20 protein-coding genes and 1 pseudogene are annotated in these 17,590 nt (G+C 32.6%); 17 read left to right on the top strand and 4 right to left on the bottom strand.

Features of this window, described 5'->3' with window-relative positions:
• Positions 1-25 precede the first annotated feature (25 nt).
• Together FN960_RS13155 and FN960_RS13160 are read left to right on the top strand one after the other, a co-directional pair.
• Positions 26-1,801: an ATP-binding protein gene (locus FN960_RS13155; RefSeq protein ID WP_143849200.1), complete on the top strand. Its 1,776-nt coding sequence runs from the start codon at positions 26-28 to the stop codon at positions 1,799-1,801.
• Between the two features lie 14 nt (positions 1,802-1,815).
• Positions 1,816-2,031 carry a KTSC domain-containing protein gene (locus tag FN960_RS13160; RefSeq protein WP_143849201.1) on the top strand — a complete coding sequence of 72 codons (216 nt, stop codon included), beginning with the start codon at positions 1,816-1,818 and terminating at the stop codon, positions 2,029-2,031.
• Positions 2,032-2,145: 114 nt separating this feature from the next.
• Here FN960_RS13160 and FN960_RS13165 read toward each other — a convergent pair.
• Positions 2,146-2,766: pseudogene (locus FN960_RS13165) on the bottom strand (site-specific integrase); the annotation flags it as partial.
• Between the two features lie 204 nt (positions 2,767-2,970).
• Between FN960_RS13165 and FN960_RS13170 the strand changes: the two are divergent.
• The 10 genes from FN960_RS13170 (at position 2,971) to FN960_RS13215 (ending at position 11,316) form a co-directional block, all read left to right on the top strand.
• Positions 2,971-3,546 (top strand): histidine phosphatase family protein, encoded by a 576-nt coding sequence (locus FN960_RS13170; protein WP_143849203.1) that lies wholly within the window; start codon positions 2,971-2,973, stop codon positions 3,544-3,546.
• A 630-nt stretch (positions 3,547-4,176) separates the two neighbouring features.
• On the top strand, positions 4,177-4,377 hold the full coding sequence (locus tag FN960_RS13175; RefSeq protein ID WP_143849204.1) for a hypothetical protein: 201 nt from the start codon (positions 4,177-4,179) through the stop codon (positions 4,375-4,377).
• 162 nt (positions 4,378-4,539) lie between these two features.
• Positions 4,540-4,941 (top strand): VOC family protein, encoded by a 402-nt coding sequence (locus tag FN960_RS13180; protein ID WP_143849396.1) that lies wholly within the window; start codon positions 4,540-4,542, stop codon positions 4,939-4,941.
• Positions 4,942-5,111: 170 nt separating this feature from the next.
• Positions 5,112-5,450 (top strand): DUF2441 domain-containing protein, encoded by a 339-nt coding sequence (locus tag FN960_RS13185; protein ID WP_143849205.1) that lies wholly within the window; start codon positions 5,112-5,114, stop codon positions 5,448-5,450.
• Between the two features lie 458 nt (positions 5,451-5,908).
• Positions 5,909-6,445, top strand: a complete 537-nt coding sequence (locus FN960_RS13190; RefSeq protein ID WP_143849206.1) for an RNA polymerase sigma factor — start codon at positions 5,909-5,911, stop codon at positions 6,443-6,445.
• Positions 6,438-7,214, top strand: a complete 777-nt coding sequence (locus FN960_RS13195) for a hypothetical protein (RefSeq protein ID WP_143849207.1) — start codon at positions 6,438-6,440, stop codon at positions 7,212-7,214. Before FN960_RS13190 ends, FN960_RS13195 begins: the two co-directional genes overlap by 8 nt.
• The gene (locus FN960_RS13200; protein WP_143849208.1) at positions 7,201-8,076 is read left to right on the top strand and encodes an ABC transporter ATP-binding protein; all 876 of its coding nucleotides are present in this window, start codon (positions 7,201-7,203) and stop codon (positions 8,074-8,076) included. Before FN960_RS13195 ends, FN960_RS13200 begins: the two co-directional genes overlap by 14 nt.
• On the top strand, positions 8,054-9,205 hold the full coding sequence (locus FN960_RS13205; protein ID WP_143849209.1) for a hypothetical protein: 1,152 nt from the start codon (positions 8,054-8,056) through the stop codon (positions 9,203-9,205). Before FN960_RS13200 ends, FN960_RS13205 begins: the two co-directional genes overlap by 23 nt.
• Before the next feature lies 1 nt (position 9,206).
• The gene (locus tag FN960_RS13210) at positions 9,207-10,433 is read left to right on the top strand and encodes a hypothetical protein (RefSeq protein ID WP_143849210.1); all 1,227 of its coding nucleotides are present in this window, start codon (positions 9,207-9,209) and stop codon (positions 10,431-10,433) included.
• A 439-nt stretch (positions 10,434-10,872) separates the two neighbouring features.
• Positions 10,873-11,316 carry an NlpC/P60 family protein gene (locus FN960_RS13215; RefSeq protein ID WP_143849211.1) on the top strand — a complete coding sequence of 148 codons (444 nt, stop codon included), beginning with the start codon at positions 10,873-10,875 and terminating at the stop codon, positions 11,314-11,316.
• A gap of 76 nt (positions 11,317-11,392) precedes the next feature.
• Here the strand turns inward: FN960_RS13215 and FN960_RS13220 are convergent, their stop codons facing one another.
• From FN960_RS13220 to FN960_RS13230, 3 genes are all read right to left on the bottom strand, one after another.
• On the bottom strand, positions 11,393-11,902 hold the full coding sequence (locus FN960_RS13220) for a TetR/AcrR family transcriptional regulator (protein WP_143849212.1): 510 nt from the start codon (positions 11,900-11,902) through the stop codon (positions 11,393-11,395).
• A gap of 72 nt (positions 11,903-11,974) precedes the next feature.
• Positions 11,975-12,337 carry a DMT family transporter gene (locus FN960_RS13225; protein ID WP_260682001.1) on the bottom strand — a complete coding sequence of 121 codons (363 nt, stop codon included), beginning with the start codon at positions 12,335-12,337 and terminating at the stop codon, positions 11,975-11,977.
• An 11-nt stretch (positions 12,338-12,348) separates the two neighbouring features.
• Entirely contained in the window at positions 12,349-12,660 is a 312-nt protein-coding gene (locus FN960_RS13230) for a DMT family transporter (RefSeq protein WP_143849213.1), read from the bottom strand.
• Positions 12,661-13,326: 666 nt separating this feature from the next.
• Between FN960_RS13230 and FN960_RS13235 the strand changes: the two genes are divergently transcribed.
• The 5 genes from FN960_RS13235 to FN960_RS13255 all read left to right on the top strand — a co-directional run bounded on the left by FN960_RS13235 (position 13,327) and on the right by FN960_RS13255 (position 17,320).
• Positions 13,327-13,821, top strand: a complete 495-nt coding sequence (locus tag FN960_RS13235; RefSeq protein ID WP_143849214.1) for an RNA polymerase sigma factor — start codon at positions 13,327-13,329, stop codon at positions 13,819-13,821.
• Positions 13,808-14,461 carry a zf-HC2 domain-containing protein gene (locus tag FN960_RS13240; RefSeq protein ID WP_143849215.1) on the top strand — a complete coding sequence of 218 codons (654 nt, stop codon included), beginning with the start codon at positions 13,808-13,810 and terminating at the stop codon, positions 14,459-14,461. The genes FN960_RS13235 and FN960_RS13240 overlap by 14 nt, the downstream gene beginning before the upstream one ends.
• 760 nt (positions 14,462-15,221) lie before the next feature.
• Complete coding sequence (locus FN960_RS13245; RefSeq protein ID WP_143849216.1) at positions 15,222-15,620, top strand: hypothetical protein; 399 nt, start codon at positions 15,222-15,224, stop codon at positions 15,618-15,620.
• A gap of 124 nt (positions 15,621-15,744) precedes the next feature.
• Entirely contained in the window at positions 15,745-16,524 is a 780-nt protein-coding gene (locus FN960_RS13250) for a hypothetical protein (RefSeq protein ID WP_143849217.1), read from the top strand.
• 229 nt (positions 16,525-16,753) lie between these two features.
• Positions 16,754-17,320 (top strand): hypothetical protein, encoded by a 567-nt coding sequence (locus FN960_RS13255; RefSeq protein ID WP_143849218.1) that lies wholly within the window; start codon positions 16,754-16,756, stop codon positions 17,318-17,320.
• Positions 17,321-17,590: the final 270 nt, after the last annotated feature.

The following is a 17,590-nucleotide window of genomic DNA, read 5'->3' on the forward strand; positions in this document are numbered from 1 at the left end:
GGTAACTATTCTAAGGAGATACTAAATGAAAAGTGAAGTTACATACTTAGGATCAGTGATTAACGTAGATAGTAACTCAATTGAAGTTGAGATCACAGATGATATTCCCTCTTCAGCACCTATAGTAAATGGAAGGTTATATCGAATTGGACAAATAGGTACTTTAGTAAAAGTTCCTATAGGTAATATAAGACTTTTTGGTATTGTAGCTTCAGTTAGCAATGTCTCTAATAAGATACAAGATGAGAATAACATGAATGATAACGGATCAAGATATTTACAAGTGCAATTAGTAGGGGAGCAGATTGGAAAAAAGAAATTTGAGAGAGGTATTGGAACTTTTCCAACTATTAATGATGAGGTTCATATAGTTACTGAAGGGGATTTACTTAATATTTATGGAGAAGAAGGAAAAGGGTTAATTGAAATAGGAAAACACTCTTCAAGTGATAATTTATCAGTGCACCTAGATTTGCACAATTTAGTACTAAGGCATAGTGCTATCTTAGGATCAACAGGCAGTGGTAAATCAAACACTACAGCACATTTAATTAATGAAATTTTAGAGAACTATAATGGTTCAAGAGCAGTTCTAATTGATATTCACGGCGAATACTCATCAGCTTTTAATGGTAAATGTAAAGTTTTTAAGATAAATGATACTGCTAATCCTTTAAAAATACCCTATTGGACTATGAATTTTGATGAATTATCATTTTTCTTGGTTGGAAGACCGAATGGACAAGAAAGACCTGAAGATAAAAAATTGCGGGAAGAAATATTGAGGTACAAGAAACTAAATGCGGGAAAACTAAAGGCTGGTAGTATTAATGAAGATTCTATCACACCTGATTCACCTATTCCTTTTGATATCAAGCAAGTATGGCATAATTTTAATCGAGAAGTAAATGGTACTTATTCTTCGTCAAGCGACCAGACTAGAAATACTGAAGAATTAGAAGATGAGGGAGATTTTCAAAACTTAATTCCGGCAAAATTTAAAGAGTATGCTATTGGAAGTGGAGCTCCTTATAAATCTAAAAATCAAATTATGTATTCATATGAGCAAAAAATATTCTCGAGGTTAAAAGACTCTAGGTATAACTTTATGTTTAATCCTGAAGGTTATTTAAACGCAGATTCAGAGTGTGATTTAGATACATTAATACGTGGGTGGATTGAACATAATGAAAGGCTTACAATTCTAGACCTTAGTGGTGTACCATTTGAATTAATAGACATAACAGTAGGTTTATTAACAAGATTAATCTTCGATAGTATGTATTGGGGTAGAAAAGAAACTTACACTGGTAAAAACAGACCTCTATTGATGGTTTTTGAAGAAGCTCATATATATTTACCTAAAAACGAGGATAGTACTCATATTTATGGTTATGCAAGGAAAGCAGTTGAAAAAGTATTTAAAGAAGGTAGAAAATTTGGAGTAGGTGCTACAGTAGTTACACAAAGACCATCGGAGATATCAGAAACTATATTAGCACAAGTAGGAACATTTATTGCTCTAAGGCTAACTAATAGTTCAGATAAAGGAACTGTTAAATCTGCTGCACCAAATAATATGAACAGCCTAATAGATTTACTTTCTTCGCTTAGAAAAGGAGAGGCAATTGTAGTAGGTGAATCTATTGAAATTCCCTCGAGAGTTCGTATAAAAGAGTACACACCAAGACCTAATAGTAACGATCCTAATCTAGTTGAGAGTTGGATAAAGGATTTTAAATTGGATGATGTAAATTATAAGAGTGTCGTTACTGCAATGAGAGAACAAAAACATTTATAAGGAGTGTTTAATATATGGAAAGAAATTATGTAAGTTCAAGTATGATTTTGTCTATTGGATATGAAGAAGAAACCTCAACTCTAGAAGTGGAGTTTAAAAGTAATAATCAAGTATGGAACTATTATGATGTACCAAGTTATATTTATGATGAATTTCATACCAATGAATCTTGTGGGAAGTATTTTCACTCCAATATTCGTGGCAAATATGCAGAAAGTCGAATTGCATAATAATTACATTATACAAACTAAATAATAAGAGCGTTTTTTCTATTAAAAGAAAAGCGTTCTTTTTTGTTTTAAATGTAAAAATAAAGTTAATTAGCCAAGCAAAGGTCGCTTGGCTTAGAACATACTATCAAATTTATCTGCTGTCTCTTGTTGTTTATTTGGGAACAGGTGACCATATACGTCTATGGTAGTTTTAATAGAAGCATGTCCTAATCTTTCTTTAATGGTCACATGATCCTCTTGCTGATTGATAAGTAAAGCTACGTGCGAATGTCTTAGATCGTGCAAGCGAATAGGTTCTAAATCACCTTTACTACATATCGTTCTAATTCTTCGACTGAATATATCTTTAGTGGGAGGTTTCTCTCTATATTGAAACATGTGTACTTCATCATGATGTTTTATATCTAATTTATTAAAGAGATAGATTTGTTTTTCTCTCCACTGATCGAGAAGTTCAATTAATTTTGTATTAATACTTACACGTCTAATAGAGTTTTTTGTTTTAGGTTCAGTAATAACGATTTCACCGTTTAGGTAGTTGAGTGATTTATGAACATTAATTTCTCTTTTAGAACGGTCAATGTCATTCCAGTTTAATGCTAACATTTCACCACAACGCATTCCTGTTAGGTATACGAATGTATAAAACACTTTGAATAGAAAATTATCTTCATCGATCAAAGACAAAAATTCTTTGAATTGATCAGGTGTCCAGAAGAAAGGCGGTTTCTTTCGTTATGTAAAAAAATAGTAATTTTAATTAGGTCAGTTTCCTAACAATCTTTGTCATAGATTTAAGCTGTAGGAGGCGTCATATACAAACATTTATACTCACCCTAACGATACTTCTTTACAACTATTTTTAAAACAAGGTACTCTTGTAATAACTTAAAATACCTATCCAACTAATGATATTAATTTATAGGAGTGTTAATTTTGGAAACGTATATTTACATGATAAGACATTGTGAATCACCAAAAGAGGGTGGTAGTGAAAAATCAAGAGGGCTAACTAGGAAAGGAAAAACGGATGCTAGTAAATTAACAAAATTATTAATCGATGCTGATATAGAGGTTTTTATTTCAAGCCCTTATACCCGTGCCATCCTTTCAATAGAGGAATTAGCTAATAAGATTGGGAAGGACATATTAATATATGAAAATTTTAAAGAATGTAAATTTTCGCAGGAAGATAAGGTTATCCCTAATGAGCAAGTTTACCCTCTTGTGGAAAGAATGTTCTTAAACCATGATTACGCAATATTAGGCGGTGAAACGTATAAACAGTGTATGGATAGGGCTATATTTGAATTGGAAAGAGTATTAAGTAACTTTAAAGGAAAGAAAGTCGCGATTAGTACGCACGGGTTTGTAATGACACTAATGATTAGCTTTTTTATTAAAAATATCGGTTTTGACTTTCTAGTGGAGACTTCAAAGCCTGATGTATACCTATTGAAATTCAATGGAGTGAAATTAACTGAGTTTAATAGAATTAGAAGAGAAGTTTAATTGTTAAGTAGTTCCTAAACTTTATATAGTAAAAGATTAAAATCAGAAGATGCTTTAGATGTTGTTCAAGATGTTGCTTATCGATAAGCAATGATTTTGTGTAAGACGGAATAATTATTCGTCTTTTTAAAACTTAATTCTTTCCAAAATCTTACCATAACTATGTGATTTAAACTGACCTAGGTATATGAATGAGGTGTTTAATATAGTTAAATGAGGTCTATGTAGTCATTTCTACCACTTTGCAAAATTGAGGGCTTAGTGAGGTTAAACTCGTGGAGGTTCGACTCCTCTCAACCGCATATAAAATTATGTAGAGTACCAAGGCTTTTTAAGCCTCGGTACTCTCTTTGTTTTGATAACGATAAATAGACAGTGTATACTCATATTTTACATATAAGGAAATTTGTGTTTTATTTCTATGGATAGAACCATTTGTGCAATTACCGATCTTTATAAATACTTTATAAGTATATGATATATTGATTTTACTTTTGTTGAAAATAATTTATTTTAAACTTATTAATGTTTAATATGTTATTTAAAGTTAGTTGGGTGTCTTCTTATGTTTTACACAGATAATGTTCCATTTCTGAAGTGAAGTCCCATAACTCTAGGAGGTGTTAAGTAATGGAAATTGAAAAAAAGTCATTAGCAAATCTTTATATGGATACCAAGAATGATTCATCTTGTAAGGAGGGTAGTCTCGATTTTAGTAGTCTACTTATTATAGACTTAATTGTTAATGCAGAAGCTCAAGCAATAATCAAAAAGAATTTTTTATTGGGAATAGAAAACTCCAGAATTCAAGTCAATAATATTAAAATTTAGTAACTGTAAGTGGCGACTATAAATCCGTATAAGATTAATTAAGTATCATAGTTCTAAGGTCAGAGCTAGGGTGCTTTTTTGTTTTTTATGCAGGTGATGGAATAAAATTGGAGAAAGTATAGAGGATACATTAAATTTAATAAGAGGGAAAGGATGTTTAGTTTGGATTCATTCATTAAAAGAGTGGGTACTATATATGTTCCCGTAGAGAACCCTGCAATATCTTCAATATGGTACCAAAAGACGTTAGGTGCTGTGGAAAATTACAGAGATGAAGATAAAGCGATTTTAGATTTTGCTAATCAAAGTTTTTTCCTTGTGAAATCGAAAATAGGTGAGAAGGCTATATTTAAGGATTATAAAGGAGCTGAACACTTTCTAATGACCTTTGAAGTAGATGGAATTGATGAATTAAAACAATTTCATTCATTTTTAACTCAAAAGGAGGTAACAGTAGGCAATATTGAAGATAGAGGACATCCTGGTAACAATTTTGTTTACTATGATCTTGATGGCAATAAGTTTGATGTTTGGAGCGAACTAAGTCCGACATTTAGCAAATAAATGTTTCAGAGACTTAAAGGGCTTAATAAGTTAAAAAGTAATCTCGAATAAATATATCAAAGGAGTGTAATTATGAATAGTCCTGTAAAAAATAAAATCAATACAATATTTATACACGTTAAAATTTAGAAGAATCAGCAAGTGGGTACTCGAAATTACTTGGATTTGATGTGGATTTAACTACTATTAAAAGGCCTGTATTTAACATAAACATTTCTGAATACACCGGCTTAATTTTAGATGCTGGGGAAGAGGGAGTTGTAAAAAGCATATCTCCGAGCAAATATCCTTTTTTTAATTTTCATACAGACAATATTGAAGATTCTTATACCTACGTTAAAGAATTAAGATACAAAGTTGAATCGGAAATAGTTTACTTTGAGGATTTCTCATATTTTAACCTTAGTGATCTTGATAATAATATCATAGCAATTAGAGAAGTAGTTGTTGAAATGGTAAGATTACAAGAATATCCTTCAAGGTTACTCAAATTTAGTGACGTACACTAGGACGAATAATTATATGATACTAATTAAAAATGTTCGTTTATAGAGTGTGGAATATATTTAAAATTTAGCTTTTAGTACTGATAATTAAGGGATTTTTAACTTCACCAATACTTCACCACGATATTTGAAAATGGACGATTTTATATGAAGTGGGCGCAAATGAGTGTACGTGGTGTGCGGGTTTGCAGGAGATAACACGTTTCCACGTCATTGAGGGCTTAGTGAGGTTAAACTCGTGGAGGTTCGACTCCTCTCAACCGCATAGTAAAACTCAGTATTACCAAGGCTTTTAGAGCTTTGGTTCTTTTTTTTTAGGATAATAATTAAAATACATAAGTAGTGCAAGTGAACAAACTTTTAAGTCCAATGATGATTATTTGATTTAATAAAGCTCAAAATGCAACGATTGTCAGTTAGATTTCGAATATAAGTATGATGAAGTCGAAAGGAGTAGAAACGTGTTATCTGACAAGCGTATAATCCGTTACATTTTAAAAAAAGGCTCGGATCAAGCTGCAGATGAATTGATTCGACGTTATTATGATGACCTGTATTTTTATCTTTATCGTCAAGTTGGTAATGGAGATGACGCTCTTGATTTAACACAGGAAGTTTTTATCGCCGCTCTAAATGGATTGAGCTCTTATGATGATCGTAAATCTTCTTTTCGAACGTGGCTCTTTCGTATTGGAACACATAAAGTCATAGATTCACGACGAAAGGTGAAGGTTACGTGGTTAGAGCTGAAAGATGTAGATTGGATAGAAGAGAAGGATTTTGATAAAAGTCTGTATCAAAAGGAGTTGTTAGGCAGGGTTAATGAATTTGTTGCAAGTTTTAAACCGCAAATCCAGGAAATTTTTCGATTAAGAGTCTATGGAGATTTATCATTTCCTGAGATCGCTTCATTGCTTGGAGAAAAAGAAGAGAGAATCAAAGCTCAGTACTACCGTTTGATTAAAAAAATTAGAGAGGAGTTTAGTAACCATGAATAAAGACAGAAAGAATATTCCTTTCACACAGATTGAAAAAGAAAACAGTATTGATTTTATTTTAAAAGAAGTCGATCTTCAACCAGTAACGTTTAGAGCATTTATTCGTTCTTATTTTCAAGAAGTTGGTTTCCGTTATCTTTTCTGGGGTTTGGGAGATATCTTATTTATTGTCGGTCTTTTATTGGTAGGTGTAGTCATTCTCTATCTTCCTGATTTACATCAGTCACTTGATAATGGGCATAGTGATAAGATTTATTTTACTGTTTTTATGGTCTCGCCTCTTTGCTATGCACTCTTATACTTTTTGGGGATATGGAAAGAAAGGTTGTTAGGTACCTTCGAGCTAAAAATGACACTACGCGTTTCTTTAAAGGAACTACTTATCTTACGTATGTTGGCGTTTAGTGGGATTGCTTTGGTTGTTTCTGTGGGCAGTAACGTACTTATGTGGCAATTGCTTGGACAAGAACTTTCGTTGATGAGATTGTTTAGTCTGTCGTTTACCTCCCTGTTTTTATTTGCTAATATTCAACTTCTCTTAGAATATAAAGTTCCTTTGCGATGCAGTTATTGGGTGACGCCTATTGTATGGGGGGGGATAGGAGTATTCTTAGTTTGGCAACAAGAATGGATTGCTCAGCTTCTAGTGTATGTACCGTTTTCAATTGTAACATTGATTGTTTTTGGATTACTTGTTTTATTTATCTACTTATTGCGTCACAACTACTTTATGCAAAAGGAAGGAACAATTACTTATGCTAATGCTTAATCATGTCAGTAAAAAATTTCAGTCAAATCATATTTTGGAAGATATTTCTTTGACCTTTGAAAATGGTGTGTATGGACTACTGTCTCCAAACGGCGCAGGAAAAACAACATTATTAAAAATGATTACAACACTCTTATTTCCAACTTCCGGTGAAATACTATGGAATGGACAAGCAATTAAAGAGCTGGGGGCAGAATATCGTGGAGTAGTAGGTTATTTGCCACAAGATTTTGGTTATTATGGTCATTACACTCCTGTTAAATTTCTAAAATATATTGCAGCATTACAAAAAATGAATAAGAAAGAAACAGATAAAAAGATTGATGAGCTATTAGAGCTTGTTGCGCTTTCTGATGTGAAAAATAAAAAAATGAAACGTTTCTCAGGTGGGATGATCCAAAGGGTAGGAATTGCTCAAGCAATGTTAAATAATCCGAAGTTACTCATTTTGGATGAACCGACCGCAGGTTTAGATCCAAAGGAACGCGTCCGTTTCCGTAATTTGATTCATCGCCTTGCTCAAGACAGGATCGTCATTTTATCTACGCATATCGTTTCTGATGTGGAGACAATAGCGAAACAAATCATTATGATTAGAAATCAAAAGTTGTACTGTTGCGAAACGCCCTCTCACATTACTCGGTCAGTACAAGGGAAGATTTTTGAAGTTCCTTCTAGTTATACAATAACTGTAGAGCAATTGCTATTAAGTGAAAGAGAGAGTGAAGAAGGTCACTTGCTAAGAATTGCAAGCCCAGTTGCTCCAAAGGAAGGGGTGGAAGTACGCCCGAGCTTAGAAGACGCGTTTTTGTATATTTATCGAGACGAGGTGACTAAAGATGCTGCGAATCCTGCTTTTTGAAATTCGTAAGCTATTAGAACAGCCAATTATTCTCTTATTTTTTATCGCATGTTTAATGTTAAATACAATTTATATTGCTACAGCAGGATTGGATCAGTCGTATTTAAATTATGTTCAGGACACAAAAACAAAAACAGGATCCTTCATTACATCTGAATTCCAAGAAAAACTCTCTAATATGTCATCTAGTAATCAACACAATCGATTACTGACCGAAACGGATGAACGAGAGAATATTTTTAACCAGTATTCAACAGAAGCATTGGGCCAAGAGATGATTGATTATTTTCAAATACAAGGTTCAATGGCTGAAAAAATGAAGATAAAATATGAAAAATTAACGCCCATTGTCCACGAATTAGCAGAAGAGCAAGCTGCACTAGAAGTAGGAGCAGCAGGAGAAACAATGAGTTTCTTTACCTTTTTAAAGAATCGATTATTTCATGCAATTTTAGGGGAAAGTTTAATTTTTGCATTATTGCTTGGTTTATATGGAAGTACATCTGAAAGATTAACCAAAACAGATGTACTCATAATAACCTCAAAAACAGGTCGTAAAACACAAGTGACTAAATATGTAGCGAGCTTAATAATTGCACTTCTTTTTTATGTAACAACGGTTACTTTGTCGTTTGCTATTTTTAATCAAATGCATACTATAGGAACATTATGGAGTACAAGTATATCAACACAATTTCACCTAAATGTGTATGTTCCTCAATCGTTAGAAATCCCTTTTATTCCTTGGAAATCCATGACATTGTTAAATTATATCCTACTATCCATTGCATTAGGTGGCATACTCGTTTTCATCTGTCATGGATTTAATTTTCTTATAGGCTTATGGGCTAATCTTTTATTTCGCGGGTTCGTACTTTTTGTGGTCTTTTATGTTTCTTTGCTAGGACTAGAACAAATTATCAATCATTTAAACTGGTGGGATATGCGTTCCCTATTAATGTGGCATCCCATTTCACTTTGGAATTTACAAGCTTATTGGTTTACAGAGATGGGTCCTTTTTCAACAATTCCATGGCATGAATCTATTGCAATGGCTGTAAATATCATTCTCTTAGTTATAGCAGGTATTTTAACAGCTAGATACTATTCAACAAAGGAGGTAAAATAAAGTGTTTACTGTTGAGCTCAAGAAATTTTTCCAACCGTTTTTAATCCTTGTAGCACTAATGATAACGATTGTTTACTATAATCAACAGTTGAGCTTCATCCATACATATTGGCCAAACACTGGTTTGGTATCTATTTATGATCATGCTTCTGATTGGCAAGATCGATTTGGCAAAACGCTTGAAGAGGAAGATATCGCAGAAATTGAATCAGAGTATTACACTCTAATCAATCAAGCAGATAGGATTATCTCAGAAAATTCCATTGCTCAACATCTTAAACTTGGAAATTATGCTGAGTTTGAATCCTGGTACGATAAAAATCTTCCCCTTGGGGCAATCAATGAGAGGAATGAAAAAGAGAAAGAAATCGTCGAACAAATTGATGAGATTCAGCAAGACTTAATTGATGAAACAGGTAATTCAATAGTCGATAAAATTAATGTCTTACAAAATCTAATTCATTCTATGAAGCAGTTTAATTCAGCAGATACCTTCCTTAATAATGAACACTATACAGAAAAAGAAAGAATGAGACTTTCAGAGATTATTTTTATTGAAGAAGGGTGGCGAAATATTTTACCAACTGAATTGTCTACAATATTTGATGCTCATTTTAAAAGTATTCTTACCCTCCTTATTTTTCTCTTGTCTCTATTAATCCCTTCCGTTTTTGTTAGAGATCGTTTGTTAGGATTACAGAAGCTTCAATGGAGTAGTCGCCACGGGCGGAACATACTTTGGACACAATTTGTAAGTGGTATGATTGCCAGCATCCTGTTGATTACGTGTATAGTGGGATTATTTTGGGGTTTATTGTATCTCACTGATTTCACACAATATTTTTCTAATGGTTTGAATTCATTTTTTATAAGAGATGATGAACCTTTAATGGTATCATTATTTCGATGGACTTTTGGTGAGTGGATAATAAAATTGGTCTTGTTAGTATATTTGATTGGAATGGCTTATAGCGGGATTCTTATATTCCTCTCTCAGACTAGTAAACACTATCTGTCCTTACTAATGAAAATCATTCCCGTGGGCTTTATTTTTATTGCCATTGCTAATCGTGTGTTTAAAGATGCGTTTTATTTAAAGAATGATTTGTACCAATGGACAAACATTCCTTTAGTTGAATTATATGTGGGAATCCTTTTATTCGTTCTTTGTACTGGTTTACCAATTATATATTGTATTCATCAACGGAATAAAGATCTAGTAAGCTAATAAATATGTTGTAATTAGAAGCAGCTGTCCTTGCCGAGAGTGAAGCTTAATAACGAATATTATGATAGTTGGTCTAATAAATGTTCGTTTTTAGATGATGGGATATAATTACAAACGAGTTCCGAGTGGTGAAGAATAAGGGTATTTTAGATTCACCAATTCTTCACCACGATATTTAAAATTGGACGATCTTATATGAAATGGGTGTAAATAAATGCAATTGATATGCGTGTTTGCAGGAGATAACACGTTTCCACGGCATTGAGGGCTTAGTGAGGTTAAACTCGTGGAGGTTCGACTCCTCTCAACCGCATCCTATTAGTACCAAAGCTTTAAGTAGCTTTGGTATTTTTATATTGCAGGTAATACTGATTACTTAAGGAATATATAGATAACAGGAACGTTTTAAAAACAATTTTAAATTTAGGAGAGTGTGCTAATGGGTAAATATCATGAGTATATTGATAACGCTATCAATTGGGCTGAAGATCACTTGGGTTCTGTAGATTACGCATATATTTGTTTAGCTTTTGTAGAAGATGCGTTAGAGAGAAGCAATAATATAGAAATTTTTGGAGGAGATAGTGCAAAAGAATCCGCAGACTTATATCATGACAGTATAAGTGAAGGTATACCTCCAAAAGGCTCTTTTGTTTTTTATGATTGCTCAGGGCCAATTAATGGGGATCATAGGAATTGGGGTCATGTCGGATTATCAATAGGTAATGACAAGGTAATTCATGCTTGGGATATGGTTCGGATTGATGGGTATCTTGAAGTTGAACATTTAAATGGTGCTCCTGGTTGGGATAGCCCTAAAATGATTGGATGGGTACCTCTTGAAAGAATTATGCAAGGCTTTCAAAAGAAGGTATACGAATAGGTTAGACTCCGCTCAACCGCATATAAAGAGTACCAAGGCTTTTAAGCTTTGGTACTTTTAATAGTTTTATATAAATTTAATTAGCTAACTCTTGATCAATATGATCAATAAGTTTCTGAAATGACAATTCTATCTCTTTAGAAGTATACTCCCCACCTCTAAACCAAAATCCATCTGTAGTTAATACGACTAAATTAGCAAACTCTTTTGAAGTTTCTTGAGCTATTTCTTCAAAAATCTCTTTATAATAATGATCCCATTCTTGATGTTTATACTCGCTAACTAAAAAAGAGTATGCTTTCATCTCTTCGCTGTTAAACCCTTTTAAGCAAGCCCTAATGAACGTCTCGGTGAATGTTTTATAGTTGCCCCTTTCCTGTTCAATTAATCTTTTTGAAAAATCAATCGTATATTCTTGTAATTCTTTAATTAAATCTTCTTTAGAGCTAAAGTGATAAATAAAACCACCTTTACTTATGTTCGCTTCTTTAATTACATTATTCACTGAAAAATTTGTAACGCCTCTTTTAGCGACTAGATCGACCGCTGCTTTTAATATTAATTGCTTTTTTTCATCACCTTTCATACAGTCACCTCATTAAATATTTTAATCAACTACTCAATGATACTTGAAATGAAGTTCTTTATGGAAAGAAAATTACATGCTTTTTGAATAGGAAATATCCTCTTCTGGTTTAGTTAGAAGATTTAGTGAAACAACTCCTCCGATGACAGTAACAACACCAATTAACTTTAGTATGCTTATTGGCTCGTTAAATACAAAAATACTTATAACATATATGATCGCTGTCCCAACTCCTACCCAAATTGCATAAGCGATAGACAAAGGTATATAATTTAATGCTTGTGCTAGAAAAAACATAGCACATGCTATGGAAACAACAGCAATGATAGATGGTATTAAAATAGTAAATCCTTGAGATAGCTTTATGTTCGTTGTTGATATTACTTCAAGTACGATAGCTAATAATAAAAAAATAGTGCCTTTAGATTTAATCACTCAAATTCCTCCTATGTCAAATTTATTGTTAAAACTCCCGCTAAGATAAAACCTAAAGCTGTTACAATTTTTAGGTTCATATTTTCTCTGAAGATCATGACTCCTACAATTGAGGTTAAAATCATACCTACACCACTCCACGTAGCATAGGCTATACCAACTGGAATGGCGATCATAGATAAAGACATTAAGTAAAATGTGGGTACGTACAACCCGATAGTTACTGCACCATATTTCTTGATTCTGAAACCTTCTGATTTCTTCATAAATACGTCTCCAATTGTTGCAATAATAATAGCAGTAATAAGTGCAACATATGCCATAAGTAGCCCTCCTTTTTAATACCGACCGGTCTGTACTAATTGTAATCTTTTTTTATTTCCAAAGTCAATAATTTTTTTAGTGTAGTTTTTAGTTAACTATTCTATAATAGGGCTCTCCAGAATTGTAGGGGCGAATGATTGGGTAGGATTTTTAATTAATGTTCGCTTTTAGATTATGGGTTGTAATTTAAAGGGGTCTCTGAGTAACGAGGTATAAGGGTATTTTCGGTTCACCAATTCTTCACCACGATAATTGAAAATGGGTGATTTTATATGAAATGAGCGCTAATGAGTGCAAGTAGTGCGAGGCTTTGCAGGAGGTAACAAGTTTCCACGGCATTGAGGGCCTAGTGGGGTTAAACCCGTGGAGGTTCGAGTCCTCTCAACCGCATCCCTCTAGTACCAAGGCTTTCGGAGCTTTGGTACTTTTTTGTTTTTTATGATTTCCGTATGTTTCTTTCCATGCTTGATTTATCAACAGAATACTGTAATGTTCGGAAATAGGTTAGAATATGTTGCGAATTTAAATCAGGGCTTACAAAGCTTTGTTTTTTTTAGTTTGTATGTAAGGTATATAATTTAACTCTATATGAATGAAAAAATAATTCGAACAAACCTGTAACGAAATCAATTTTGAATAGTTATATATATGGAAGGGGAGATGAAATGGAGTTTGAACAACTATACGCTAAACATTTCAAAGAAATTCATTTGTTTATAAGATCCTTATGTAACGATGACTATTTAGCGGAAGAGATCACACAAGAAACTTTCTATAAAGTTCTGAAATCAATTGATCAATTTGATGGTTCTAAAGATATTAAAGCTTGGATATACACTATAGCTAAAAATACATACTTTACTCATTACAAAAAAAAGAAAAAGGAAGTTGATGTTGATCTCACTAACAATTTGATTCATGAAGTTAATTTCCTACAAAAGCTTTCAAACGAGGAAGATGCTTTTTTAGTTCATCAGTTTCTGCATCAACTGAACGAACCTTATAAAGAGGTGTTTTCTCTCCGTACTTTTGGTGAGCTACCCTATGAAAATATAGGAAGATTGTTTGGGAAAAGTTCAAGTTGGGCTAGAGTTACTTTCTACAGAGCAAAAAAGCAAATTATTAATTACATGGGGGGAATAGATAATGAACGAGAATAAAGTTAAATGCGAAATTATAAAAGATGTATTACCTCTCTATATAGATGGGGTTGTTAGCTTAGAGACTAAAAGTATGGTGGAGGATCATTTACTTAATTGTGAAAAGTGTAAACAAGAATATGAAGAACTGAGTAAAGAGGTAGTCATACCTCCAAATATAGATAACTCTATGTTAAAACACTTTAAAGAAAACTTCCGAAAGAAAAAAATCAAGTTTGCACTTGTAGCTTCGTTAATTACAGCCATGGTTTTCATGAGTGTGTATTGGTTTGTATTTAATTTTGAGCGTGTGATACCTTATTCAAATTCTTTATTTAGTATAGACACAGATAATAATAACCAAATCTATTTACACTATAGTGGAAATAACTATTATGGCACCCATGAAGCTTATTCTATTCCAATTGAAATTAACGGAGTATCAAAAAATGTTAGCTTTATATACTTTACTCAAACATTAGCTGAATCACCATCTAGCACCCTTCTTGGTAAGAGCAATGAGACAGAAACCGTTTATCAATTTTCAGAGAGTGATCAAATTGATGCTATATATTATGTGGATTTTGATACTGACTTAACCAACTTAGTAGATGATGGGGAATCAATTGTGGAAAGAGCAGAATTGTTGTGGGAAAAATAATTCTTAAATTCGATTGTTTGCAACTAAGGCGATACTATAATGTTTATTATATACGAACATAACAATTAATAATGATAAAAATGTTCGTGTTTAATTCGTCTGATTCTTTCCAAGTTCTTTCCATAGCCATACGATTTAAACTAAAATAGGTATAAGAATGATGGGTTTTATATAGCTGAACGAGGTTAGTGTAGTCATTTCTAACGTTTCGCAAAATTGAGGGCCTAGTGGGGTTAAACCCGTGGAGGTTCGAGTCCTCTCAACCGCATCCCAGTAGTACCAAGGCTTTCAGAGCTTTGGTGCTTTTTTTGTTTCTGATGATTTCAGCGTGTTTCTTTCTGAGCTTAGTTGTTTAAGAAAAGACTGTAATGTTCGGAAATAGGTTGAAATAGGTCGTCAATCCTATTATTAGTTGTGGAGGATCGAGTTCTCTCAACCGTATATAAAACGTTTAAGTATCCAGGCTTTTAGAGCTTTGGTGCTTTTACGTATGTTTATGTTTTTGCTAATCATATAAATAATGATTTATGCAGGACTGTTCTAATGCTTCAATAATATCAGGCACATAATAGCTGATAATGTCGAAAGATTTAAATGTTAAAAACCGTAATATAATGTTAAAATTTAAAAGATTTTAAGGTTGTCCCTTTTATAAACATCTCAAAGTTGTTCTAGATTGTTGATGTAACCGAAAGCATTCTGAGCGTCAAAATGAGTAAGTAAAAATTATTTTAAAAATTAAGAAAAGAGAGGTAATTAAATGAACAAGCTAAAAAAAGTCATTGGATCCGTTGCTGTAATTGGTCTTTTACTATCGGGTACAGGAGCTATAGCTCACGCAGCTACATATTATGCCTATAGCGCTACTGTACCAGTAATTAATGATTATGAAACTGCTTCAAAGACTAAAGCGACAACTGGTTCTGCTTATAATAGTGTAACCGCCATCCAGAAAGATAGAAAATTAACTTCATGGATAGAAAATACAGGCGGATCAAATCTCACAACTAAAGTGACCTATTCCAGTACAGGATCAAAAACTATGGACTTCAAGGGGAATGCTAGCGAAGTTAAAGGAAAAAGTGTTCGATTGAATATTTCTACTGCCACATCAGAGTTGAATACTGCAACAACATCTGGGAGTTGGACTCCGAATTAATTACCTTTAAGTAATAGGATCTATAAAGTTCTGACGCATTCTTAATCTTTCGGTTTTCGGTTACATCTGCAATCTATTTGTGCAATTTCCATTCAAGAGAATACAATTTTATGAGGTGTATGATGTGAATACGTATGTTAAAGAAGAGCTAAAAAGAGCTTTTATTTCTAAGGTTGCATTTGGAACAATGATTCTTTCAATTGCATTAGTTTTTGTAGGTATGTTTGAATATCTAAGTTGGATTTCGTATGGAGGCATTTCTGTTTTGTATATTTTTCTTTCTGGATACAACACTGGAACAGCAAATTTTCTTGTAATTGTTTTTCCTATATTAGCCACCCTACCATTTGCATCTTCATATGTTGAGGATTGTAAATCCGGTTTAATAAAATATACCTATCTACGGATGCAAAAAAGAACGTACATGTATATTCGACTTGTTGTTAATGGTATCATTGGGGGAACGGTCCTTTTCATTGGCCCTTTTGTAGCTTTTGTTTTTCTAATGATTGCAAAGACCTTTACTGGGATGCCTATGGTAAAAGAACATATGGAAACAGTGGCGTATTTCGAGAGTATAGGTGTACACTCTCCATTACTTATGATCATCATTATTTTAATGACATTATTTTGTTGTGGTTTTATCATCGCCACAATCGCTTTGGGGATATCTACTTTTATTCAGAACAGCTATCTAACAATATTAATTCCATTTATTTTATATATTCTTTCAGGGACAGTATTAAAAAGTATATATACTAATCTTAATTTATTAGCTTTATATGACGTCGACTATTTTGGAATGAGTTTTACAGAGAGAATTTTGTATGGAATGATCTTATGTATTATTGGAATTTCTTGTTTCTTTATTGGAGGATTTAAGAATGAAGAGAAAGCGATATAACATTGAATTAGCCTATTACTTCGTTAGAAAAAATCTATATATTTTTGTAATAATTCTTCTTTCTCTTTTTTGCTTGAAACTTCTAATTGAAAATAGTTCTGATGATAAAAATGTTTTTGATTTATTTATTGCACTAAATGGATTCCTTTCAATTTCGTATTTCCTTATTCCAATTTTTTTACTCATTTTGACTAGTCATTTCTCTCAAGGAAAAATACAAAATTATTTAATGTTTCGATTTAAGAACAAGCGAGATTGGTACCATACGAATGTGTTGTATGTTGCACAATTAACACTAATTTTCTTAGTTACTGTTGTCGCTATTATACTCATGCAATCCTTGTTTGTTTTAAATTTTGAAAATAACTGGAGTGACTTTGCTCGCAACTATTACGTCTACCACAATACATTTCTAGGGAATTATAGACCTCTTACATATTCTATTTTTACTTTTTTATTGTTAGGTCTATTATTATTTCTGCTAGGATTAATCTTCTCTATCATAACCATATGGACAAATAAACCTTTAGTTTCGTTACTTATTGTCATGTTATTAAATATCATAAATATCGCCGTCACTATAGGGAAACTAGAAACATTATCTCCATTTCTCTTCACCAATCATTTAGATCTTATGAATTATATGTACATGGTCGAATCAGATCAAAATAAATTCCCAATTGGAATCACTATATATTGGTTTGTACTCATTGCTATTGTTTATTTATTTGGCTATTTTTTTACTAACAAAGTTGATTTTGACGTAGAAAAAGGTGAAAAAAAATTTGCTAACTAACATTATACGATATCATCTTTATGGTGTGCTTTCTCCAACAAAGATACTTTTACTTATCGTACCGTTCATAGCAAACGTATTTCTTGTATACGCTTCATATGGTGAACTTATACCATTAGAAAGAATGAAAGTAACGATCCTTATGTTTTATTTCCATGTTAACTTTAAGTTAGATCTCTTCCGCATACTTATTATCTTTGTACCTATCCTTATAATCATTGGTACTTTTATATCCAATGAAGTAAAGGAACGAAATATCTACTTGCTTCT

Source organism: Alkalicoccobacillus porphyridii, assembly GCF_007293315.1.
GTDB classification, from domain to species: Bacteria; Bacillota; Bacilli; order Bacillales; family Bacillaceae_D; genus Alkalicoccobacillus; species Alkalicoccobacillus porphyridii.

Bases quoted from the DNA above. Each gene is read 5' to 3' on its own strand.
- FN960_RS13155 (WP_143849200.1), top strand. From the start codon at position 26: ATGAAAAGTGAAGTTACATACTTAGGATCAGTGATTAACGTAGATAGT.
- FN960_RS13160 (WP_143849201.1), top strand. From the start codon at position 1,816: ATGGAAAGAAATTATGTAAGTTCAAGTATGATTTTGTCTATTGGATAT.
- FN960_RS13175 (WP_143849204.1), top strand. From the start codon at position 4,177: ATGGAAATTGAAAAAAAGTCATTAGCAAATCTTTATATGGATACCAAG.
- FN960_RS13195 (WP_143849207.1), top strand. From the start codon at position 6,438: ATGAATAAAGACAGAAAGAATATTCCTTTCACACAGATTGAAAAAGAA.
- FN960_RS13200 (WP_143849208.1), top strand. From the start codon at position 7,201: ATGCTAATGCTTAATCATGTCAGTAAAAAATTTCAGTCAAATCATATT.
- FN960_RS13205 (WP_143849209.1), top strand. From the start codon at position 8,054: ATGCTGCGAATCCTGCTTTTTGAAATTCGTAAGCTATTAGAACAGCCA.
- FN960_RS13215 (WP_143849211.1), top strand. From the start codon at position 10,873: ATGGGTAAATATCATGAGTATATTGATAACGCTATCAATTGGGCTGAA.
- FN960_RS13220 (WP_143849212.1), bottom strand. From the start codon at position 11,902: ATGAAAGGTGATGAAAAAAAGCAATTAATATTAAAAGCAGCGGTCGAT.
- FN960_RS13230 (WP_143849213.1), bottom strand. From the start codon at position 12,660: ATGGCATATGTTGCACTTATTACTGCTATTATTATTGCAACAATTGGA.
- FN960_RS13235 (WP_143849214.1), top strand. From the start codon at position 13,327: ATGGAGTTTGAACAACTATACGCTAAACATTTCAAAGAAATTCATTTG.
- FN960_RS13240 (WP_143849215.1), top strand. From the start codon at position 13,808: ATGAACGAGAATAAAGTTAAATGCGAAATTATAAAAGATGTATTACCT.
- FN960_RS13245 (WP_143849216.1), top strand. From the start codon at position 15,222: ATGAACAAGCTAAAAAAAGTCATTGGATCCGTTGCTGTAATTGGTCTT.
- FN960_RS13255 (WP_143849218.1), top strand. From the start codon at position 16,754: ATGTTTCGATTTAAGAACAAGCGAGATTGGTACCATACGAATGTGTTG.